Raw genomic sequence first — 22,402 nt, forward strand, 5'->3', positions numbered from 1 at the left:
AATTCGGTGCATTCGCGCCTTGTTCGTTATACCCTGAGTTTCTGTTCAGTGGTACCAACGGAACGCCATCGTGATCGTGTTAAAACAGCGTCCTTTACATTATCGTCTCTTCTTAAAAAATGCCCTGTTGATGGGTGGCGCTGCTCTTACTACCGTGTTAGTCAGCCTTCTTGCGATGCTGATGTTTTCCTTCCAAAGCCTGGCGCCCACCTGGATTTCCGGATTTGAAGACGGATTTCGCGGCTTCCCCGAAGACATCAACCACACCGAACTTTGGTCCGAGCGCGCCAAACTGTGGGAGGAATACCCCAGTCTATTTGAACGCGCGGCCTTGTATGAAAACGGTGTGCGTGTTGCTGATTTCAACCGCACGCCACGATCCCCCTTGCCTTCTGCCATAGCCGACCTGCCCGAGCAGCTATCCTTTCCGCGTGTGCAGCGCCTAACCACCTTGGACGAAGGTGGCCAATGGCAACTCTATACTGCGGTCAATGCCAGCCTGATCAGCGACTATTTCGACCAACTCTGGTGGAAACTACTGGGCATGGCGGTGCTTGGGTTCGGTGCGATATCTATTCTCTCTTATCGTGTACAGATCGCCCTCTCACGACCCATATTGCAATTAATAGAATTGGCGCGGACGGTCAGCGAAGAACAGAACTTTGCCCTGCGCGCCACCAAAGGGCCAGACGACAACATCGGCGAAATGGTCGATGCCTTTAACGACATGCTGCAACGTGTTGAAACACGCGATGTGCAGTTACAAAGCGAGCGCGACCGGGCCGAGAAAGCTCAAGTGCAAGCGCAAACGTTAGCCAGCGAAACCCGCGCCGCCAACCAACGCTTGGAATTTGAGGTTCAAGTACGTTCGAAAGTCGAGCAAAAATTGACGGAATTTCAGGCCTATCTGAACGCCATGATCAACTCCATGCCGTCGGTATTGATCGCAGTGGATGAAAATGCCTGCATTACCCAATGGAACGACGAGGCCAGCCGCTTGAGTGGCCGACCGTTGGACTTGGCACTGGGCTATAGCTTGGACGAAGCCTTTCCCTTTATGCACAAGTACATGGACCGTTTGAGCCTGGCCCTCATGGAGCGCGAAACCCAGCATATAGAGCGGGTGCGTTATCGGGAAGGCCACATGGACTACAAGCTCGACATGATGATTTACCCGCTGCATTTAAAAGGCACCATCGGCGCGGTCATTCGGATAGACGATGTATCCGACAAGGTACGCATGGAAGATATGATGGTGCAAAGCGAGAAAATGATGTCCGTGGGCGGCTTGGCCGCGGGCATGGCTCACGAGATCAATAATCCGCTCAGTGCGATCGTACAAAGTGTGCAAACCATCCAGCGGCGCTTAAAACCCGAGACGCCAGCCAACCAACGCGTCGCCGCAGATTTGCAACTCGACCTGAACATCCTGCAACAGTACTTCAAACGCCGGGATATACCCAAGTTCTTGGACCACATCTTAACGTCGGGCAATCGTGCTGCCGCTATCGTCACCAACATGCTGCAATTCAGTCGGCAAAGTAATACGGTTCTTCAACAGGCTTCAATTACTGATTTACTCGAACGCGCGCTCGCCATCGCCTTGAGTGACTTGGATTTACGCGCCCAGATCCGTAAGGAGCGCTTGGTTATTGAACGAGATTGGGCAGACTGTACGGCGCTGCAACTGCCAGTGGCCAATACGGAAATTGAACAGGTCATCTTTAACCTGCTGAAAAATGCCCATCAAGCGATTCTTGACCGCCAGACGGATGATGATGTTGTTGGGCACATTCGCATTCAGTGCCAAAAAAGTAGCCACTATTGCATTATTCAAGTACGCGACAATGGCAAGGGTATGGACGCCAGCACGCGCAAACGGGTTTTTGAACCTTTCTTTACCACCAAGGAAGTGGGCCGAGGCACCGGGCTCGGTTTAAGTGTGGCTTACTTTATTGTTACGTCACACCATCGCGGGCAATTGACCGTACAATCTGAGCCCAACGTGGGTACTACTTTCACCATTAAACTTCCGTTGACACAGGACAACCCGAATGGCTAACCGTTTGACCAAAATCTACACCCGGGGCGGTGATCAGGGCACGACAGGCCTTGGCACCAATGACCGAGTTGCTAAATTCTCGCCGCGTGTTCACGCTATGGGTGATGTGGATGAAACCAACAGTTGGATCGGTCATATTCGCTCCGCTTTGGGTGAGCAACATCCACTGGATGCTGTTTTGAATCAGGTGCAACACGATTTGTTTGACGTAGGCGGTGAGCTGGCTATGCCTGGTTATACGCTCGTTAGTCCGGAACTGGTGCGTGATCTTGAAGCACATATTGACCGCTTGAACGCGGACCTGCCGACATTGGAAAATTTCATCTTGCCCGCCGGAAACGAAGCCGCATCGCGCACGCACGTTGCGCGCTCCGTGGCGCGCCGGGCAGAGCGCCAACTGTGGGCGGCACAAGCCGAAGACCCAAGCTTGAACCTATTGGCGATTCAGTACCTGAATCGTCTATCGGATTTTCTATTTGTACTCAGCCGCGTTATCGCGCGCGAAAACGGGGGTCAGGAGGTGTTGTGGCAAAGTCGTCATCAACGCTCCGTCTAGGCCTAACGTTTGGGGTATGGGTCACGCTCGCGCTGACCAGCGGGTGTGGCTTATTCTCACCGACGGCGAGCCTACTGGACAACGAACGCTGGGCGTTGAGTGATGACTCACTCGTGCAAGTGGTGCAAGACGAGGATGTACTATTGCTGCCGCAACAGGTGGCGCCGCGCACCGGCATCATTTTTTATCCAGGCGGAAAAGTTCAACCACAAGCCTACGCCCCGCTGTTGCGGCCATTGGCGCGTGAAGGCTATTTGGTGGTGGTGCCTGTGATGCGTCAGGACTTAGCCATTTTGTCGAAAGATCGCGCCATGGATGTGCGAGAGATGTACCCGGAGATTGAACAATGGGTACTTGCCGGGCACAGCCTGGGTGGCACCGTTGCCACCGGGCATGCGTTAGATGAGGGCGACTATGCGGCTGTGCTGTTACTGGCGGCCTACCCAACCCAGCGCCGCTACCCGGAAGATGGTCCCCCAACGCTGCTGTTATTTGGCACTGAAGATGGACTGGTGACGGCCGACGATCGCTTGCGTGCGCAACGCTTACTTCCCCCGCGTTCAGATTTGCAACTGATTGCAGGGGCTAACCATGCGCAGTTTGGCGCCTATGGAGCACAAGCAGAAGACGGCATCGCGACGATATTGCCCGCTGAGCAATGGCGGATCAGTCAGGAAGCCATGCTGGACTTTTTAGATCACTTGGGTTTGTGATTAACCCTAAACATGAGCTTTCGAGGTATACCTCTACGCTCTTGTGAAGCCACCCATCCAAGGATCGAAGAAATACGGACCACGCTAGGAGATGTTACAGATCCACCAGATGCACGAGGCCTGACTCTACTTCATGGCCTAAAAAGATACCCGCCACCCGCGCAAAGCGCTCCGGCCCGTCGGTGACCTGGAACTCGGTGTAGCCGGATACGGAGCGTTCAGCCCTCAATCCAGATGTCTGTAAATAATCCCGCACCACATTGGCCGTGGTTTCCGCTGAATCCACCAAGCGTACTTCAGGCCCCATCACTTCAGCAATCACCGACCGCAACACCGGATAATGTGTGCAACCTAACACCAAAGTATCCACCGGCGTATCCAAGGTAAAAAAAGGTTCAAGGTAGGTCCGCACAATCTCCGTTACTATGGGCCCGCTGATCCAGCCTTCCTCCACCAGCGACACAAACAAGGAACACGCCTGGCCGGTAACCACCGCATCCTCATGCAGATGATGAATGGCCGAGGTGTAGGCTCCTCGTGAAATCGTACCTTCGGTTGCAATCACGCCAATATGGCCATTCTGGCTGGTATTCACGGCACGCTGAGCACCGGGCTCTATCACGCCGATCACAGGTAAGTCCGGTAATGCAGCCTGAATCGCGGGCAGCGCCATGGCCGAGGCCGTATTGCAGGCCACGACCAGCATTTTGATGTCTTGCAAGCGCAGTTTCTTGGCTACCTGCAAGGCATATTGCGTAACGCTGGCTGAACTTTTGGTACCATAGGGGACACGGGCGGTGTCGCCGAGATAAATCATATCTTCATGCGGCAACAAGCGGCGTAACTCCGCCAGTACCGTGAGCCCACCCAGCCCCGAGTCAAAGACGCCAATGGGCGCGTTATTCATAATCTGGTCCGCGTGCTAGAGGTAAAAAGTTGTCGTATACGTCGACATAAAGGGGCGCATTGTAGCGCCCCAATACACTATTGCGAAGGGGCGTCGGCCGGAGAAACCACCTGGCGCCGGTCGGTGTCGGGTAAGCGTTGTCGTAACAACTCATATTCACCCAACCCCAGCAAGCGAATCTGTACCGCAAAGTCCTCCTGTGTACGCGTGTCACGCGCCACAAAATCCAGCGTATCGATGTCGTCTATGCGGCGAAACGTCGGCGGGGTAAAAATAAAGCGTTCATCCACATTCAGCTCATCTATCCCACGAATCGCCACCAAGCCGGTTTCACACTGGCACAGCCATTGGATGTGCATTTGATGGCGCTGATAGCGGCTGTCTTCTTCTACCACCACCACACGGTAATTGCCGTCCAACAAGCCATGCCGCCAATACCCCAAGCGCTGGACATACACCACGGACACCGGCAGGGCGTAAATTCCTTGCAACGTCGTTACCGGTGTCGCACCCACCCCCAGTGACAGCAACCCTAAAAACACAAAAACGATTCGTAATGTCATAACGCAGACCACTTATTTGATTCCCTACTCTCAAGTAACGGCCACCGCCGCCGATTCTATAGTCAGTTAGAGGAGATTCAGCGATGACACCTATCACACTCGGCAAGAACTTACTCACTGATGACGAGATTCTGACCTACGCCATGAGTGAAGACAACTTCCGCTTACTGACGCTGGGGCAATTGCACCATCATGCGGTGGCTGCTGCGCTGCTGACCGCAAGCACGCTCATTCGCATTCAACATTATTCGGCGTATTTACCCGTGCACCCAATGGGCGGTGACAAACCTTTGAATACCGACCCTTTGGCCTAACGCCTCCTTTGCTCAGTTATGGGCTCAGTAAAGCCCATAACTGATTGAAATCTTTTAAATTTTTTTCCTACCCTTTGTTGACACTCCGTGAAATATAAGGATAATGCGCTTCGTCCTCGGGGCTATGTAGCTCAGTTGGTTAGAGCACAGCACTCATAATGCTGGGGTCGCTAGTTCGAATCTAGCCATAGCCACCAACCTAGGGCTACAATGTTGAGAGTAGATGGGCTGTCGCCAAGTGGTAAGGCTCCGGTTTTTGGTACCGGCATTCGGAGGTTCGAATCCTCCCAGCCCAGCCATCTCTCTGCCTCATTGGAGCACCTATGTCCGTTTTCTTCCGAGCAGCTCTCGGCTTCGTTATTCTGTTTTTTTCACCCGCTGTTTTCGCTCTGAATATCTTGATGTATCACCATGTGGCGAACGACACACCGCCATCGACATCAACGCGTGTGGATGTTTTTCAAGAACATTTAGACTACCTTCAAGATCACCATGAGGTGGTAGATCTATTGTGGGCCATTGAGGAAATTCAAGCGGGCCGGGAATTACCCGAAAACGCCGTTGCCATAACCTTTGACGACGCCTATCGAAATATCTACACCACTGCCTGGCCCATGCTGCAAGAGGCTGACTTCCCTTTCACCTTGTTTACCGCAACCTTTGCCGTAGACCAAGGCTCTCGCCTGATGATGACCTGGGACATGCATCGCGAAATGCATGCGGCGGGGGTAACCATTTTGAATCACAGCCATCGCCATGAATATTTGGTGCGCTCTGAACGCTATGATGACGCCTGGCTGAACGATGCCATGACCAGCATCCGTACCGCTCAACAGCGTTTGGAAGAAGAACTTGGCACTACACTGCCCAAGGTTTTGGCCTATCCATACGGTGAATATAACGATTTGCTGCAAGCGGCTTTGCGCGAAGAAGGCTATGAATTAGCGTTTGGACAGCACTCAGGGGGGGTCGGCGAATTTTCTGACTGGATGGCACTGCCTCGCTACGCCGCTGGCGGCATCTATGCCAATTTGAACACCTTGCGCCCCAAGCTGCGCAGTCGCCCGCTGCCCGTCGAGTTTCCGCTGGTTGACCCGGTGACCAACAATCGCACACCTGAATTGCGGGTGCGAGTGCTAGAAAACCTGGATGTTGGCTGGCATGCGGTGCAATGTTTTTCCGGCGGTGGCGAGCCTTTACCGACCCAACTGGAAGACGGCTGGTTGATCACCCAAACCGAAAGCCCGCTGCGTGAGGGGCGCCAACGCTACAACTGCACCGCACCCTCCCGATCGCAAAGTGGTGTCTATTACTGGTTGTCGCAACAATGGCTGATCAATCAAGGTCCAGCAGATCGTTAAACTCAATCATTGCGTTGAGTTCGTCGACATATTCCTCGCGCCGGATGGAGTACGCTAACAGCCCCGGCGTGAGATCCAAACCAGTCACCGCTTGCCCTTGCGCGCGCCGCTCCGCCCGCAAGGCACGCAGATCCGCATAGCTCCGATGCCGGTTGAGATTCAGAATATAGGCCCGTACCGACAGCCCGGCGTGCTCAAAAGCCCGAACTTCATATACTTCACCCTCAGGACGACTGTCCGGCACCACGCCACAACCGACAGAGAAGCACCATTGACCGAACAAATTATTACCCACCAATGCAAAACGCGATGTTCCCCATGCCGATTCATTGGCCGCTTGTGCCAAAATCAATGACATGGGAATAGTGTCCACTTTAATGAGCAGCTCATCTATTTGGTCTGAAGTGGCCAAGTCGTCTGAGACATAATAACGGGCCGTAATCACCTCCAAGCGCTCAAGAGTCTCAGCGCTCAATGCTCGCCCTGAATCCAAATCTGCCCGCCATTGCTCCACTTCATCACGCAACCGAGCCACACGGGCATTTTCCGCCTCGGCGAGGGGCTCCAAAAAACCAAAAAATGCGTCCTTTTTCGCTTGTACGGTGGGCTCTGCCGCAAAATCAGGCAGGTCCAGCATCACCAACGCTTCAGCCTCCGCTTGTTGACGCTGAGCATCCAATTCCTCATTTTCCAAGACAGTACCCGCCTTAAAACTCCATGCGGCGGCGGCAATGGCACAAAAAGATAGGATCAACCAGGTATAGGACAAACCTGCCTGCCGGGGATAGATAGGCTGTGCCATCGCTTTACTCCTAGGTAATCTCAGTTCCGGCCTGCCGGACGCGGCGGCAAGGGAAACGGCGTAACGTCACCCTTTGTACTGCTGTCGCGCACTTTAGCGACGCCTTCTTTATCCATTTCGTCTATGCGCAATATGCGTTGCATGGCCACATAACTGCGCTTCACACCGGCGAACTCTGCTTTTAATTTTTCTTCGCCGGGATCAACCAGCACCTGTGAGCGCTCGCCAAAAATGAAGCCACCCAACTCAATAAAGCCGTACATATCACTCTGGGTTACTTCTCGACAAAAGACTTCATACACCTTGTCTTGATGAATGAACAAGACGCGATACACCCGTTTTTTCTCAGTCATTGCTCTACCACTAATAAATGTTGAACACTGCCAACGACGAAGCAGTAAATGGCGATGGTAGCACAGCATTTCAACCTCACCCAGCACACTGGGTTTTCGTGTCTTCTACAGGTATAATGCGCGCCCTTAACCTCTGCGGTAAAAGCCCAAAGCTAACCACCATGACCAAAAAGCTGTTCATCAAAACCCATGGCTGTCAAATGAATGAATACGATTCGGCGCGGATGGCCGATCTACTCAAAGACAGCGAAGGCATGGAGCTTACTTCGTCACCGGAAGATGCCGATGTTATTTTACTGAACACCTGCTCAATACGGGAAAAGGCCCAAGAGAAGGTTTTCCATCAACTTGGGCGATGGAAGAAGTTAAAAAAGAAGAACCCTAATCTGAAGATTGGCGTGGGCGGATGTGTTGCCAGCCAAGAAGGTGATGCGATCAGCAAGCGCGCGCCCTATGTTGATATGATTTTTGGCCCGCAAACCTTGCACCGACTGCCTGAACTGCTCAAAGGTGGCAGCGCTACGGCGAACGGCAATCGCATTGCGGCGGTGGATGTGACCTTTCCCGAAATTGAAAAGTTTGATCACCTGCCTGCGCCGAGCAGCAATGGTGTCACTGCCTTTGTTTCCATCATGGAAGGTTGTTCAAAATATTGCACCTTCTGCGTGGTGCCCTATACCCGTGGAGAAGAAGTTAGCCGCCCTTACGATGACGTACTGGCCGAAGTGGCACACTTGGCGGCGCAAGGCGTGCGCGAAATCAACTTTTTGGGCCAAAACGTCAATGCTTACCAAGGTCCTAAACACGACGGCAGCATAGCCGACTTAGCGGAATTGATTACCGTTACCGCGCAAATCGATGGCATAGACCGCATTCGTTTCACCACGTCACACCCGGTAGAGTTCAGCGACAACCTGATCGATGTTTACGCCGATGTGCCCGAACTGGTCAGTCATTTGCATCTGCCGGTGCAAAGCGGCAGTGACAATATTCTAAAGGCCATGAAACGTGGCCACAGCGCCGCTGAATACGTCGACAAGTTGATGCGTATCCGGGAACTGCGCCCCGACATCAGTTTTTCGTCCGACTTCATCATTGGCTTTCCGGGCGAATCCGAGCAAGACTTTATGGACACCATGAACGTCATTCAACAGGTGGGTTTCGACCACTCTTTCAGTTTTATCTACAGTGCCCGCCCCGGCACTCCGGCGGCACAACTGGACGACGACACGCCAGAAGAGGTCAAACGGCAACGTCTGAAGATTCTGCAAGACCGTATTGCCCAGATGGCGATGGACATTTCCCAACGCATGATCGGCACGACCCAACTGTTGCTGGTTGAAAACCCCTCGCTGCGTAATCCTGGTGAAATGGTAGGCAAAACCGAAAACAACCGCTTAACGTATTTCCCGGCCACCGACGAAAGTCTGATAGGCAAGTTCGTGCAAGTGCGTATAACAGAAGCCTACCCGAATTCTTTGCGGGGTGAGCTGATTAACGCTGATCTCGCGTATTGATCTATACTTTGACCACCCACTCTATTATGACGAGGCAACCTGTTTGGTGACGACCACAGACACCCGTGACATCACAGCTGTACAATTTGATCTCAATCCAGACAATCCGCACCGTCTGGCCAGTTTATGTGGCTTATCCAATGAAAACCTGCGCTTGATTGAAGAGCGTCTGGATGTGCGTATTCTAAGCCGGGGCAATCACTTTGAAGTGAAGGCCGAGGCACACATGGGTTTGGTGGTGAAGAAATTACTCTCCGAGTTGTATCAACACACCAAGGGCGGACAAGATTTATCCCCTGACCTCGTGCATTTGCATCTGCAAGATGCTGAAATCGAGCAGCGCCTGAAAAGCGAAGACATCAGCGCTGATAACCCGTGGCAAAACCCGCGCTTAAATGAAATCCGCACCCCAAAGCTGGTGGTTCGGCCTAAAGGCCCGAACCAAACCGCGTATATTGAAGCGGTGCAGCGGCATGACATCAATTTCGGCCTTGGTCCGGCGGGCACGGGAAAGACCTTCTTAGCCGTGGCCTGTGCGGTTAATGCACTCATGCGTGATGATGTGAAACGCATTCTTCTGGTACGCCCGGCGGTTGAAGCCGGAGAAAAGCTGGGCTTCCTGCCCGGTGATTTGGCCCAAAAAGTTGACCCTTACTTGCGTCCGCTCTACGACGCTTTGTACGAAATGCTAGGCTTTGAAAAAGTGGATCGGCTGATCGAACGCAACATCATCGAGGTAGCGCCCCTGGCCTATATGCGTGGCCGTACCCTGAGCCATGCGTTCATCATTTTGGATGAAAGCCAAAACACCACGCGAGAGCAAATGAAGATGTTCCTGACGCGCATAGGCTTTGGCTCGACGGCGGTGATTACCGGTGATCCGACGCAAGTGGACTTGCCGCGCAACCAACAATCCGGTTTAAAGCACGCGGTCAGCGTATTGGCGGGCGTACAAGGCATCAGCTTTACCCATTTCGCCTCCAAAGATGTGGTACGTCACCCCGTCGTGCAGCGCATTGTCGATGCCTACGACGCCTGGGATGCCAGCGACGAGTCCAAAGGCGCATGATCACCCCGCATATCCATCTACAAGACGTGTGTACCACGGCGGGCATGCGACCGACCGAAGGGCAAATTGTCGGCTGGCTCGGCCAGATCGCCGAGCGACTGCAGGCGCCTATCGAGTTAACCGTCCGCCTGGTGGATAACAGCGAATCGCAAGCCTTAAACGCCCGCTATCGGCAAAAAGATAAACCCACGAATGTCCTATCGTTTCCCTTCGAAGCCCCACCTGAATTCACCGAAGACCCCGATTATTTGGGTGATCTGGTGGTGTGTTTGCCCGTTGTAAACGACGAAGCCATTGCACAAGGCAAGCCGGAATTGCATCATTGGGCGCACATGGTTATCCACGGGACCTTGCATTTATTGGGCTATGACCATATTGATGATGCAGATGCAGAAGAAATGGAAGATTTAGAGCGCGAGCTGCTCGCCGCTTTAAACATCCCAGACCCTTATTTGTTAACCACCGACGGGAGCGAGAGCCTCACGCCATGAGCGAAGAACCGAGTAGTCAGTCCAGCAGACGTAGCTGGCTGGAAAAGCTAGCCGATGCGTTTTCATCGGAGTTGCGTGACAAAGCACAAGTCTTACAACTCTTACAAGAAGCGCACGAAAACGAACTGCTGGACCAATCCGCCCTTCATATCATGCAAGGTGCCATGAAAGTGTCCGACGAGCACGCCCGAGATATCATGGTGCCGCGCTCACACATGGTTTGCATAGAGCACGACGACAGCTTTGCCGACATCATGAAAAAGATTGTGGCCTCGTCCCACTCGCGCTTTCCGGTGCTGAGTGAAGACAGCTCTACCGTGACCGGCATCTTACTGGCCAAGGACATTCTACAGTTGGCTCAAGATTATCACTTCGATGCTGAGAAAATTGCCGCCAACTTGCAGCAAATCATTCGTCAGCCGGTGTTCGTGCCGGAAATTAAACGCTTGAATCGCCTGTTACGTGACTTCCGTGAAACACGCAATCACATGGCGGTGGTGGTTGATGAATACGGTGGTGTTGCCGGATTGGTCACCATTGAAGATGTTCTTGAGGAAATCGTCGGGGACATTGAAGACGAACACGATCCAACGGAAGAAAAAGACATAGAACAAATCGATAAAGAGCAATTCCGTGTCGCCGCGCTGACGGAAATCGAAGACTTTAACGAGCATTTCGACACCGAACTGAGCGATGAAGAATTTGACACCATTGGCGGCTATGTAACCCATGTATTCGGGCATTTACCGAAACGCGGTGAACGGGTGGTCATAGCTGATTTGCTGTTCACGGTACAAAGCGCCGACGAACGTCGGATCATTCAACTGCTGGTGGCCCCTGCCTCACAGTTGCCCATCCCACTCACCACCACGGACACCAGCGCGCTAGGCTGAGCGCGCCTTCGACGAACCGCGACGTTTAGCACGCGGGTTCGTCGGTAGTCCTGTATGCTGCGTGCGCGCGACGTGCTTAGGTGCAAATCGGTCGCGCTGCACCCCTTCAGGCGGCACCAAGTGTGCTTTACCTTTACCAATTAAATCCGCCCGCCCCATGCGTTTTAAGGCCTGCCGCAACAGTGGCCAGTTTTCTGGTCGGTGATATTGCAAAAACGCCTTGTGCAATAAGCGCTGTTGCTTGCCGCGTGCCGAGAAAATATTCATCGCCGATTGTGTTTTCATCGGCTTCAACGGGTTCTTACCGGTATGGTACATGGCCGTGGCCGTTGCCATGGGCGACGGGTAAAAATTCTGCACTTGATCAACACGAAATTTATGCGCTTTTAACCAGAGCGCCAGTGCCAGCATATCGGCATCTGTAGAGCCAGGATGCGCGGCAATAAAATACGGAATCAGGTACTGCTCTTTACCGGCTTCCCGCGAGAAGCGGTCAAACATCTCTTTGAATTCGTCGTAGGCTCCCATGCCCGGCTTCATCATCAAATCCAGTGGGCCGGACTCTGTATGCTCCGGAGCGATCTTCAAGTACCCGCCCACATGATGCGTAACCAACTCTTTCACGTATTCCGGGTCTTTCACTGCAAGGTCATAACGTAGACCCGATGCAATACGAATTTGCTTAATGCCGGGTAAAGTACGAGCCCGTCGGTATAGCCGTGTGGTAGGGCTGTGATCGGTGATCAAGTTCCCACAAATGGTCGGATACACGCACGAAGGCCGCCGACACTTGGCTTCTATTTCAGGGTCATTACAGGTCAGATGGTACATATTGGCCGTGGGGCCGCCCAAGTCTGAAATCGCACCGGTAAAGCCCGGTGTCTGATCACGTATACGCTCAATTTCTTGAATGACCGAATCTTCCGAGCGGCTCTGAATGATGCGCCCTTCGTGTTCGGTGATGGAGCAAAACGTACAGCCGCCAAAACAACCGCGCATGATATTGACCGAAAACTTGATCATGTCATACGCCGGAATCACCGCATCACCATAGGCTGGGTGCGGCACACGCTGGTAGGGCATTTCAAATACCCAGTCCAGCTCATCAGTGCTTAAGGGAATAGCGGGCGGGTTTTGCCACACCCACCGATCACCATGCCGTTGCGCCACAGCGCGAGCATTGCCGGGGTTGGTTTCGCGGTGAAAGACGCGCGAGGCATGCGCATAGAGCATGCTGTCCTGCCGCACGGCTTGGCTATCGGGCAGCTCAATGAACGTTGGCGCATTGGAGGCCGCGCCCAACATACGAACGGGCTCGACTTCATTATCCACCACCACGGCTCCCATCGCGCCATCTTCGGCCACGCCTGTCCGCGCTGCTTTCGCTTTGCTGTCGCTGCAGGTTGCGGTTTCCGTTACCTGATATGGGTTGGTGGGCTGAAAAGGTTTGGTCGGTGCATCCAACGTCCGTGAATCAATACGCGCGTAATGATCGGGCAAGGCTTTGGTAACATAACAGGTGGCGCGGATGTCGTGCATATCACGCGGGTGTTCGCCCTGTGCAGCACGATGGGCAATCTCCACAATGGCGCGTTCCGCATTGCCGTATAACAACAGATCAGCATGGCTGTCGACCAAGATAGACTGGCGTACTTTGTCCGACCAATAATCGTAATGCGCCAAGCGCCGCAGGCTGGCTTCAATTCCACCAATCACCACCGGCACGTCTGGCCATGCTTCGCGCACGCGCTGACAGTACACAATGGTGGCACGGTCCGGGCGACTGCCACCCTGCCCGCCGGGTGTGTAAGCATCGTCCGAACGGACTTTACGATCAGCCGTGTAACGGTTGATCATGGAGTCCATATTGCCAGCGGCCACCCCGAAAAACAGGTTAGGCTGCCCCAAGGCTTTAAAGTCCACTGTAGATTGCCAATCCGGCTGAGCGATGATGCCCACACGAAACCCCTGCGCTTCCAAGACACGCCCTACCACCGCCATGCCAAAGCTCGGATGGTCGACATAAGCATCGCCGGTGACAAGAATAATATCGCAACTGTCCCAGCCCAACGAATCCATTTCGGCCCGACTCATGGGTAGAAACGGCGCCGGACCAAAGCATTCGGCCCAGTATTTGCGGTAGTCGTAGAGGGGTTTTACGTTTGCGGCTGACATGACATAACAACAAAGGAAGGAATAGGCGGCCTATTGTACGGATTTCCACCGCGATGCCAATTGCCGCCGTTCATTCGCGATCAGACTTGCAATCACTCTCATATTGTAATTCGAGGCTTTGCAGGCTCGCCTCAAACGTCAAACCTGTTTTAACAAAGTAGATACTCCGTTCAAGTTCAACACTTTTTAAAGTTTTGACTTGACGGCATCTCTGCATAGGGTGATCACGATCACCTCTTATGTACCAGCATGATGGTCCCGGCATGAACTTTCGAGGCATGCCTCCGGTGCTCCACGGCAGGCCGGGAGTCGCACCTTGAGGCATACCTCTGCGTCCATTGCCTCATCGCACTCATTCTTGCCCTAGCGTGTTGTTTTCGTTAAGCCGGTTTCATGTGCTCAGCACTGAACAACCGCTCTGCATCGAATGGGGTGTCGCTTTTAATACAAGCCCACAGGCCAGTGAGGTACTTGCGCATCACGGCGCACAAGGCTTGGATTTTCTTTTTGCCTCGCGCCACTAGAGCATCATAGAACGCTTTGGCTCTGGGTTCATACTGAACAGCCGTCATCGCAGGCATAAACAGCGCGGAACGTAAGTACATATTGCCCGCCTTACTCATCCTGCCTGGTTTATGAATGCTGGTACCCGATTGTGTTATACGCACATCGAGTCCCGCGTATCGACTCACCTGAGGAGCTTTTAAGGTGTCGGGCAACACACAGAGTTCTGCCAGAATGACCAGTGCGCTGGCCTCAGCGATGCCTTTAGCCGCCATCATGTGCTTCCAGTGCTTGGCTAACTCCGACGAGACATTAATGAGCTCAAGTGCCGCGTTCTTTAAACGCTCGATACGCCGATTCAACTGCTCAATACCCTCTTGCTCATCGTCAAGCAACAGACCTAGGGTATCTTGTTTGGCGGACAACGCATGCAGCCGGTTCTTGGCTTGTGTCCGGGCATGGATCAACCGATTGATCTGCCGACCCAGATCACGCAAGCCCAGCTTGCCGGGTGTGGGTGGTGTCCATAAGCGCGGCATCATGCGTTCACCGTATTCGGCCAGCAAGGCGCTGTCGATGCCATCGGTTTTACTGCCCTGCAACTTGAGCTGGGCAAAATGTTTAAAACTTCTGGGATTAAGCACACTGACAGGGATATTACCCCTATGCAGCGCCACCGCTAAGTCCAGATAGTAAATGCCGGTTGCTTCTAAGACGACTCGTTCGGGTTTGACCATTTGTAGCTTTTTAAGGGCTTTGGCGTGGCCTTGTGGGTTTTGTGGGAAAGTGAGCACGGGCTGGTTTTTACCGTGCTTCCACACCACTAGGTCGAAGGACTTAGCGGCGATGTCGATACCTACAAATACTCTCATGGTCTTTAACTCCTAGGGTCAATTGCGTCACAATAGACACCGGTTCCCCGACCTCGCACTTGATGCCGCTTCAACCTTGTCATACGAAGTCCAGCGAGCTGGCTTCTGGATACTCCTCGAAGTGGGCAATGAGGCGGGGAGCCTCTCTACGGACGAGGTCAGCATAAGGCTGCCTCAAGGAGGCCACGGCTTCCCCGGTGACTGGTTTAAACAGTATCAAACCCGTCAGCTCTAACATACAAGGAGGTCAGCTTACATACAACGATGCACAGCTAGGCAACAACTAACAGTTCTTGCCAAGAAGATTGTAATTGGCCGAAGGACATATGACTAAAAAATGTGGAATTTGTGACGCAGTCGACATTTAAACGATCACACTATCCCTTGGGTTAAGTTGTCAGCATTAGAACTTCTCAGTAATATCCTGCTGCAATCACCGTAAGGCACAATCCGGTGAATGGAATTACAGTAACAGTTTTGTTATCTGACATCGGCTAGGATTAGCCAAGGAAAAAACATGACCACTGCCTTGTTTCGTCAACAAGCTATGGAGCGCCAGCGCGACCGCCTGTGGGGCGAAGTGCTGCTTATCCAGCCGTTATCGCTGCGGTTGTTGACCGGTATAGTCGTTCTCATTGTTGCCAGTATCCTGACCTATTTGTTCTGGGGCACCTACGCCCGCAAAGAAACCGTGCAAGGGCATTTGGTGCCATCCAGTGGGGTGATTCGCGTATACGCAGCCCGTCCGGGTGTCATCCGCCAAGTGCTGACGCAAGAAGGCGATGTGGTGCAAGCCGGGCAACCGCTGTTTGTGATCAATGGCGACAGCATACTGGCCGATGGTCGGCATCTTGAGCAAGTGCTGCTCGACGAATACGAGTACAAACAAAGCTTATTGCAACAAGAACTTGAACGAATTCCCGCCGTATTCCAACGCCGCCATACCGACTTAGTGCGTGAGGCCTCCGCCATAAACACCGACGTGCAATGGCTAAACCAACAAAAAAGCACCCTGCAACAACGCCTAGCTATTGTTGATAACCAGCTCAATAACATGCAGCGTTTACATGAAATGCGCATGGCCAGTGAGGTAGATGTGCAAGCCATTTTGGCTGATCGCTTGGCGATATTGTCTGAACTGCAAGGCCTGGAGCGCAGTATCTCCAGTCAAACGCATCAACATGACTTATTAGCCAACCGCGCTGCCCAACTGAACGACGACCAAAGTGCCCAGCAACATCAGTTGCAAGCAGAACTCAGCACGCTGGCTCAACAAATCGCCGAACTCTATGGTCGCAAAGCCTATGTGATAACCGCCGAACGTAGTGGCACCGTCACCACCGTTCAGGCAACCGAAGGGCAAGATGCGGGGCAAGGTATCCCATTGGCAACTTTATTGCCTGAAGACAGCACCCTAGTCGCCGAATTGTTAGTACCCACCCGTGCTATCGGCTTTATAGAACCCGGCCAAGCACTGAACATACGCTACGCCGCCTTTCCCTATCAAAAGTTCGGTTTGTACCAAGGTGAAATCAGCCAAGTGAGTGATCACGTATTGCTGCCCAACGAATGGCTTCAAGCCCCTATCGCCGTTGAAGAACCCTTGTACCGCGTTATCGCCACCTTACATCAACAGGGTGTTATAGCCTTTGGGCAAGAAACCCCACTGCGCCCGGGCATTTTGTTGGATGCCGACATCACACTAGGGCAGCGCACATTGGTGCAATGGTTGTTAGAACCTTTATACAGTTTGAAAGGGCGGTTGCAGTGAGACGAATGACAAAGAATTTGGCTTGGCCTAAGTAGGAAAAGCCGAGATGGAGAACCGATGGCAGCCCTGACTTTCAAAGGGCTGAGCTGCCACCGGTGGCAGGCAAACGAAAATGGTTTTCGTAAGCTGTCAGGGATGAGTTTAACTTAACTTTGATAAATCTCAATGGAGATGAATGAAATGCAAACTTTAAATGTACAACAAGTTGAGCAAGTGAATGGTGGTGCACGTGCAGTAGGAGTGTTTGCAGTTGGATATGTTGTAAGTAAGGCAGTTGACGCCGCGGTAAGTTACGTAAAGAAGGATATTGAAAAGAGTAGACGTCAAATCAAAGAGAAGAGAGAAAGTCAAACACCTCGTCAAACGCGCAGAGGCATTCGCTGGCGCTAAACTTGAAGCCGGGCTCAATTTGAGCCCGGCTATTTTGGAGCAAGTATGATGAACAGGTTCTCTTTTTTAATATTTTTGACTGTGACTACTGGTTTTCTGTGTGTTTTATATAGAGATGATTATGAAGGAGGTTTTAAGTTTGTAGAGATTTTTATTTACTCATACCCTTCCTTCGCCTATATGCTTGGGATATTATCTTTATTAAGAATTTTTCATCTTCCGAACTCAAACCGTTTTAAACAAAAATTCATTATTCCAGTATTTGCAGGCAGTGTACTGTATGAAGTTCAGCAATATTGGGGAGCAGGAGTTTTTGATGTTAATGATGTGTTTGGGTTGGTAATTGGCTTGGTTTTTTTTATGGCCATTGACTATAAGTCTTTAGAAAAACATAAGGTCATGACGAGTGTTTAATAACGAGGCTGTTAGGAGGTGAAATTTACATTTAAAAGCCTCAATATTATTTTTTTCTGGCATCATATTTATATTGGTATTTTCGGTTTTTTTGCGTTTATGTCATTTATTTTTATTGGTTACATTGGCGCTTATGGCGCCAGTGTTAACGAATGGTGTTTTGGCGAAGGCTATGATTCATTTAAATGCAATAGACGTCAATCGAGTTCATTGACTGTCTCAACTATAATTCTTTTTCTATTTATTACATTGTATGTCTCAATGATAAGACGAATTACAGATTTCAGAGTGGTGAATATTAAATACAGCGGCAGGTACATATACGCCTATATTTCCGCTATTTTTGCAGTACCTCATGTGATTATAGAAAGACCAACCCATACTGCAAGGTCTTTTCTTTCGCGGGCTATTCATTGCCGTGTCGCATTGAGGGCGAAGTCGCTATTAATGCCTATATTTATGTATTCAAATAATAACGCACCAGCTAATATAATGACAATTGATATATTGTGATAGGTTGTTTAATGAAATCAAGATCAAGTAACTCAAGGAAATCCTACATATGACTGAAACAACTGTACTACCCAACTCGGAAACCACCGAATCACCAATTCTGCCTGAAGCAGAACAGCACAAGCCAGTACCGACTATAGGCAAGTCCCTTGCATGGCTATTCGTCTTCGCCGTGCTATTTTTCGGCGCAGCCATGATTTACGGGATGGCGTACGGCGGATATTTAGGCGCTACCCAGCCCGACCTTGTTGCCGATGCCGAGTTATTGGAGTCAACTATCTTTGACGCCATGTTAAGCCCTTCAGGCATAGCCATTACTTTTCTAATGCAAGCGGTTTTGGTTATCCCGGTATTGATCTGGGTCTCCCATTTCTCCCATCAGTCGTGGCGTGAAACCTTGGCTTTTCGTTCAGTGTCATGGCGCGTCATGGGCTTTTGGGTATTGGTTTACGGCGCTTACTTTGTTGTACAGTCGATACTTGACCTTATTGTGCCGTTAGATCTCGGTGACCTCATGACATCCCTAGTGGGGAGCAGACACTTAGGTCTTGTATTTGCCTTGGTTTTGTTAGCACCTCTCATAGAGGAATTGATATTTCGAGGGTATTTGTTTAAAGCATGGCGGCACACCCGGCTGGAGTTGTGGGGAACGATTATCCTGACATCATTGATTTTCACCAGTATTCATGCGACACAATACTCCGGTTTACTCTTGGTTTATCTGTTTGCCTTTTCGGTCATATTGGGGCTGGCCCGTGAGAAGACGGGTTCTATCTGGACGCCGATCGCGCTGCACGCGTTGAATAACAGCATAGCCGCAATCACTCTCGTGTACTGGGGCATCTAGTAACATGGCCCGTCATCAGCATACGGCGGAGTCCAACGCTACCACTCAGCTACTTAACTTCAGTGGCAGTCGGCGCTTACCGGTGGTTCACCAAAGTGAAGCAGCGGAATGTGGTTTGGCGTGCTTGGCAATGATTGCCGGTTTCTATGGCTACGACACCGATTTACTGCATTTGCGGAAGCGGTTTTCGGTTAGCCAGCATGGTGTCAACCTAAAGCAGTTGATGGATATGTCGGCCCGCTTACAACTGGTAGGCCGTGCATTGCAGTTGGAAGTGGACGAAATACCGCAACTGCAAACACCTTGTGTGTTGCATTGGGACATGAACCATTTTGTGGTGCTTAAATCCACAAGCCGCAAAGGCGTATTGATTCATGACCCGGCACAAGGCGAGGTGTCGTTGAGCTGGGAAGAAGTGGGTGATCACTTCACCGGTGTAGCCTTAGAACTGACACCCACCGAAGCCTTTAAACCGGCGAAAGAGCGGCGGCACCTGCGGTTAAGCCAGTTCTGGACTCGCATTCGCGGGCTAAAGCGCAGCCTGTTCCAGATCTTAGCACTGGCGTTGGTGTTGCAGGTGTTCGCGGTGCTGTCGCCGTTTTATATGCAAACCGTGGTGGACGACGTATTGCTGCGCAACGATGCGCACTTGCTGTTGGTGTTGGCAATCGGGTTTGCCTTGCTGATGCTCATTCGGGTGGGCACGGAAGCGCTGCGTGAGTTATGTATCTTACATCTCTCCACGCGGCTCAATATTCAAATGGCGGCGAACCTGTTTCGCCATTTGATTCGTTTGCCCATCGACTATTTCCAAAAGCGTCACATGGGCGATGTGGTGTCGCGCTTTGGTTCATTGCAGGCCGTCCGTGAGCTGTTAACCACAGGGCTGGTGTCTGCGGTGGTAGACGGCATCATGGCGATCATTACCCTCGTAGTGATGATGGTCTATTCGGTCAAGCTGGGCTTAGTCGTGATTGGGTTTGTGGTCTTGTACGGTTTGGCCCGGCTGGCGCTGTATCGACCGCTGCGTCAACTCAGTGAAGAAAGCATCGTGGCACATGCTAAACATGAATCTAACTTTATGGAGTCAGTACGCGCCATTCAAACGGTAAAGCTGTTTCAGCGTGAGAACGATCGGCAGAACCTGTGGCAAAACAAATACGCCTCCGCCATGAACACCGACATTCGCATCGCCAAATGGCAAATCGGCTACGGGGCTATTAATGGGCTGCTGTTTGGCCTGGAGAACATCATCATTGTGTATCTTGCTGCACAGGCTGTGATGGGCAGCCTCATCTCCGTTGGTATGTTGTTTGCGTTCATGAGCTACAAACAGCAATTTGTCGACAGCATGGATAGCCTGATTGCCACGTTAATTGACATCAAGATGATTGGCCTGCACCTCGACCGCTTGGCCGACATAGCCTTTACCGAACCGGAACAAGTCGACGACCAGAGCATTCCCGGCCAAGCCGTTACACCGCTGATCGGCGCACTGCAAGCGGACAACCTCGCCTATCGCTACAGCGAAGCGGATGCGTGGGTGTTCAAAAACCTGTCGTTTCACATTGCACCGGGTGAGTCCGTGGCGATCATTGGCCCCAGCGGATGCGGCAAAACCACGTTGCTCAAATGTCTAATGGGCCTGTTACAACTGGAAGAAGGCCAGGTGCTGGCCGATGGCACACCGCTCGGTAAATTAGGGCACTATCGCCAGTCCATTGCTGCTGTTATGCAAGACGACCAGTTGTTGAGTGGCTCAATAACCGACAACATCGCCTGTTTTGACCCACAGCCAGACCATGAGCGCATCATCCGTTGCGCCCAAATGGCGGCTATTCACGATGATATTCTTACTTTGTCAATGCAGTACAACACCTTGGTTGGCGACATGGGCACCTCGTTAAGCGGTGGCCAGAAGCAACGAGTATTGTTAGCACGGGCGCTGTACCGTCAACCGACGATATTGTTCTTGGATGAGGCGACAAGCCACTTGGATTCGGCCAATGAAAGCATCGTGAATGAGCACATTAAACGCTTAAAGATTACGCGGGTTATCGTGGCGCACCGGAAAGAAACCATTACCAGTGCTGACCGGGTGATCGAGCTGAAGGCACTGTAGATACGCAATGGTACGAGCAAACACGATTTCGCAGCCTTAAGTGCTCGTTATAACCGCTCATTCAGCGGAGGGAGTAGCGTTAAGGGGCGACTCAGATGTCGCCCCTACGGCCAATCAGTTAGATTGCAGCAACTGGCGTAAATCAATCACCGCCGCATTGGCGCGGGACAGGTAATTTGCCATTACCAAGGAATGGTTTGCTACCATGCCGAAACCGTCTCCATTCAGCACCATAGGTGAACGCAATGGTCGTTGCGTGGCCTCCAGTTCACGAATAATCTGGCGCAGACTGGCCGCAGCATTGCGTTGTTCCAACACCGGTGCAAAGTCATGCTCAACGGCTTTTAATAGGTGCACCAAAGCCCAGGCGGAGCCACGCGCTTCATAAAAAATGTCATCGATTTCCAACCACGGCGTTTCCGAGAAGGATTCCGGGTCCATTCCTACGCCATACACTCGGCCGCCCACACTGTTACTCAACCGTTGTGACAGTGATCCCAGACGGGTCGAAACATCGCCCAGCCAGTTTGCCAAACTGTCGGTACGCGGGTGAAATTCGGCCCGCGCATTGCCGGTAACGGTTAAGCGGTTCAGATAGGAATCCAAGGCACGCAAACCGCGGCGGTATTCGCCTTCGGCGGACGGTAATATCCAACTGCCGGTATCAAAGTGAAACTGTGGTTCGGCGATGACCAAATCCGGATCTTCAGTCGATTGCGACTGCGAGCGGCTCATATCCCGGCGCAGGGCTCGGGCCATATCTCGGGACTGAATGACCACACCCAGCTCCCAATTCGGCATGTTGTCCAGCCAGAGCCCGGGTGGCATCACATCGTTCATTAGATAACCACCGGGTTTGTCCAACAGTGTTTGCATCAAATGCTCTAGGGTGGCCGCTGTCGTGTATCCCACGGCCAAAGAATGTCCTTGTGCTTCCGCCCGGTTTTGCGCCTGTGCCATCACATCAAACTGACTGGGGGCACGACTCCACCACATACCAACAATCACCAACACCACAAACACCGCACAGCCCAGTATCAGACCTGCCTTTAAGAATCCGCGCCCTTCAGTCATCGTACCGATCCGCTGGAGCAGCGCCTTTACCCAATACCAAGGATTGACCAGCGAAAGCCATCGACGAAAATTACTCATTTAGGTTTCCTCCCAAATTTTTTATACACGATACGCGCCCC

Annotated in this window: 21 protein-coding genes and 2 tRNA genes; 16 read left to right on the forward strand and 7 right to left on the reverse strand. The window is 52.0% G+C overall.

The genetic code is table 11. The annotated features are described in order from the left end of the window. Positions 1 to 70: 70 nt before the first annotated feature. From ACFOSD_RS12410 to ACFOSD_RS12420, 3 genes are read left to right on the forward strand one after another with little or no spacing between them, the layout of a single operon-like run. Entirely contained in the window at positions 71 to 2,062 is a 1,992-nt protein-coding gene (locus ACFOSD_RS12410) for an ATP-binding protein (protein WP_380696989.1), read from the forward strand. Further along, positions 2,055 to 2,618: a cob(I)yrinic acid a,c-diamide adenosyltransferase gene (locus tag ACFOSD_RS12415; RefSeq protein WP_380696991.1), complete on the forward strand. Its 564-nt coding sequence runs from the start codon at positions 2,055 to 2,057 to the stop codon at positions 2,616 to 2,618. Before ACFOSD_RS12410 ends, ACFOSD_RS12415 begins: the two co-directional genes overlap by 8 nt. Next, positions 2,588 to 3,331 carry an alpha/beta hydrolase gene (locus ACFOSD_RS12420; protein WP_380696993.1) on the forward strand — a complete coding sequence of 248 codons (744 nt, stop codon included), beginning with the start codon at positions 2,588 to 2,590 and terminating at the stop codon, positions 3,329 to 3,331. Before ACFOSD_RS12415 ends, ACFOSD_RS12420 begins: the two co-directional genes overlap by 31 nt. A 94-nt stretch (positions 3,332 to 3,425) precedes the next feature. Here ACFOSD_RS12420 and murI read toward each other — a convergent pair whose 3' ends face one another. Beyond that, a complete protein-coding gene (gene murI, locus ACFOSD_RS12425; RefSeq protein WP_380696995.1) occupies positions 3,426 to 4,238 on the reverse strand; it encodes a glutamate racemase in 813 nt (270 codons plus the stop codon). A gap of 77 nt (positions 4,239 to 4,315) precedes the next feature. Further along, positions 4,316 to 4,801: a hypothetical protein gene (locus tag ACFOSD_RS12430; protein ID WP_380696997.1), complete on the reverse strand. Its 486-nt coding sequence runs from the start codon at positions 4,799 to 4,801 to the stop codon at positions 4,316 to 4,318. 83 nt (positions 4,802 to 4,884) lie between these two features. Between ACFOSD_RS12430 and ACFOSD_RS12435 the strand changes: the two genes are divergently transcribed. From ACFOSD_RS12435 to ACFOSD_RS12450, 4 genes are all read left to right on the forward strand, one after another. Beyond that, positions 4,885 to 5,115, forward strand: a complete 231-nt coding sequence (locus ACFOSD_RS12435; protein ID WP_380696999.1) for a hypothetical protein — start codon at positions 4,885 to 4,887, stop codon at positions 5,113 to 5,115. A 120-nt stretch (positions 5,116 to 5,235) separates the two neighbouring features. Next, positions 5,236 to 5,312 (forward strand) — tRNA-Met (locus tag ACFOSD_RS12440). A 27-nt stretch (positions 5,313 to 5,339) separates the two neighbouring features. Then, positions 5,340 to 5,414: transfer RNA gene (locus ACFOSD_RS12445), tRNA-Gln, on the forward strand. Positions 5,415 to 5,438: 24 nt separating this feature from the next. Beyond that, the gene (locus tag ACFOSD_RS12450; protein ID WP_380697001.1) at positions 5,439 to 6,476 is read left to right on the forward strand and encodes a polysaccharide deacetylase family protein; all 1,038 of its coding nucleotides are present in this window, start codon (positions 5,439 to 5,441) and stop codon (positions 6,474 to 6,476) included. Here ACFOSD_RS12450 and ACFOSD_RS12455 read toward each other — a convergent pair. Together ACFOSD_RS12455 and ACFOSD_RS12460 are read right to left on the reverse strand one after the other, a co-directional pair. Next, positions 6,451 to 7,278 (reverse strand): glucosaminidase domain-containing protein, encoded by an 828-nt coding sequence (locus tag ACFOSD_RS12455; RefSeq protein ID WP_380697003.1) that lies wholly within the window; start codon positions 7,276 to 7,278, stop codon positions 6,451 to 6,453. The genes ACFOSD_RS12450 and ACFOSD_RS12455 overlap by 26 nt on opposite strands. Before the next feature lie 20 nt (positions 7,279 to 7,298). Continuing rightward, positions 7,299 to 7,631, reverse strand: a complete 333-nt coding sequence (locus ACFOSD_RS12460) for a DUF1820 family protein (protein ID WP_380697005.1) — start codon at positions 7,629 to 7,631, stop codon at positions 7,299 to 7,301. 161 nt (positions 7,632 to 7,792) lie between these two features. Between ACFOSD_RS12460 and miaB the strand changes: the two genes are divergently transcribed. From miaB to ACFOSD_RS12480, 4 genes are read left to right on the forward strand one after another with little or no spacing between them, the layout of a single operon-like run. Beyond that, positions 7,793 to 9,148 (forward strand): tRNA (N6-isopentenyl adenosine(37)-C2)-methylthiotransferase MiaB, encoded by a 1,356-nt coding sequence (gene miaB / locus ACFOSD_RS12465; RefSeq protein WP_380697007.1) that lies wholly within the window; start codon positions 7,793 to 7,795, stop codon positions 9,146 to 9,148. A 46-nt stretch (positions 9,149 to 9,194) separates the two neighbouring features. After that, positions 9,195 to 10,217, forward strand: a complete 1,023-nt coding sequence (locus ACFOSD_RS12470; RefSeq protein ID WP_380697009.1) for a PhoH family protein — start codon at positions 9,195 to 9,197, stop codon at positions 10,215 to 10,217. Then, on the forward strand, positions 10,214 to 10,708 hold the full coding sequence (ybeY, locus tag ACFOSD_RS12475) for an rRNA maturation RNase YbeY (RefSeq protein WP_380697011.1): 495 nt from the start codon (positions 10,214 to 10,216) through the stop codon (positions 10,706 to 10,708). Before ACFOSD_RS12470 ends, ybeY begins: the two co-directional genes overlap by 4 nt. Continuing rightward, positions 10,705 to 11,601: an HlyC/CorC family transporter gene (locus ACFOSD_RS12480; RefSeq protein ID WP_380697013.1), complete on the forward strand. Its 897-nt coding sequence runs from the start codon at positions 10,705 to 10,707 to the stop codon at positions 11,599 to 11,601. Before ybeY ends, ACFOSD_RS12480 begins: the two co-directional genes overlap by 4 nt. On the opposite strand, the gene ACFOSD_RS12485 is transcribed toward ACFOSD_RS12480, so the two are convergent. Together ACFOSD_RS12485 and ACFOSD_RS12490 are read right to left on the reverse strand one after the other, a co-directional pair. Then, positions 11,593 to 13,776: a YgiQ family radical SAM protein gene (locus ACFOSD_RS12485; protein ID WP_380697015.1), complete on the reverse strand. Its 2,184-nt coding sequence runs from the start codon at positions 13,774 to 13,776 to the stop codon at positions 11,593 to 11,595. The genes ACFOSD_RS12480 and ACFOSD_RS12485 overlap by 9 nt on opposite strands. 380 nt (positions 13,777 to 14,156) lie before the next feature. Next, on the reverse strand, positions 14,157 to 15,152 hold the full coding sequence (locus tag ACFOSD_RS12490; protein ID WP_380697017.1) for an IS110 family transposase: 996 nt from the start codon (positions 15,150 to 15,152) through the stop codon (positions 14,157 to 14,159). A gap of 517 nt (positions 15,153 to 15,669) precedes the next feature. Here ACFOSD_RS12490 and ACFOSD_RS12495 point away from each other — a divergent pair. The 5 genes from ACFOSD_RS12495 to ACFOSD_RS12515 all read left to right on the forward strand — a co-directional run bounded on the left by ACFOSD_RS12495 (position 15,670) and on the right by ACFOSD_RS12515 (position 21,209). Continuing rightward, a complete protein-coding gene (locus tag ACFOSD_RS12495) occupies positions 15,670 to 16,923 on the forward strand; it encodes an HlyD family efflux transporter periplasmic adaptor subunit (RefSeq protein ID WP_380697019.1) in 1,254 nt (417 codons plus the stop codon). 180 nt (positions 16,924 to 17,103) lie between these two features. Next, positions 17,104 to 17,313, forward strand: coding sequence for a hypothetical protein (locus ACFOSD_RS12500; protein WP_380697021.1), 210 nt, complete (start codon positions 17,104 to 17,106; stop codon positions 17,311 to 17,313). A gap of 45 nt (positions 17,314 to 17,358) precedes the next feature. Next, the gene (locus ACFOSD_RS12505; RefSeq protein WP_380697023.1) at positions 17,359 to 17,727 is read left to right on the forward strand and encodes a hypothetical protein; all 369 of its coding nucleotides are present in this window, start codon (positions 17,359 to 17,361) and stop codon (positions 17,725 to 17,727) included. A 562-nt stretch (positions 17,728 to 18,289) separates the two neighbouring features. Further along, positions 18,290 to 19,087 carry a CPBP family intramembrane glutamic endopeptidase gene (locus ACFOSD_RS12510; RefSeq protein WP_380697025.1) on the forward strand — a complete coding sequence of 266 codons (798 nt, stop codon included), beginning with the start codon at positions 18,290 to 18,292 and terminating at the stop codon, positions 19,085 to 19,087. A 4-nt stretch (positions 19,088 to 19,091) separates the two neighbouring features. Then, entirely contained in the window at positions 19,092 to 21,209 is a 2,118-nt protein-coding gene (locus ACFOSD_RS12515) for a peptidase domain-containing ABC transporter (RefSeq protein ID WP_380697027.1), read from the forward strand. A gap of 114 nt (positions 21,210 to 21,323) precedes the next feature. Here ACFOSD_RS12515 and ACFOSD_RS12520 read toward each other — a convergent pair whose 3' ends face one another. Next, complete coding sequence (locus ACFOSD_RS12520; RefSeq protein ID WP_380697029.1) at positions 21,324 to 22,361, reverse strand: DUF2333 family protein; 1,038 nt, start codon at positions 22,359 to 22,361, stop codon at positions 21,324 to 21,326. Positions 22,362 to 22,402 lie beyond the last annotated feature (41 nt).

The organism is Salinispirillum marinum (assembly GCF_042650105.1).
Classification (GTDB): Bacteria; Pseudomonadota; Gammaproteobacteria; order Pseudomonadales; family Natronospirillaceae; genus Salinispirillum; species Salinispirillum marinum.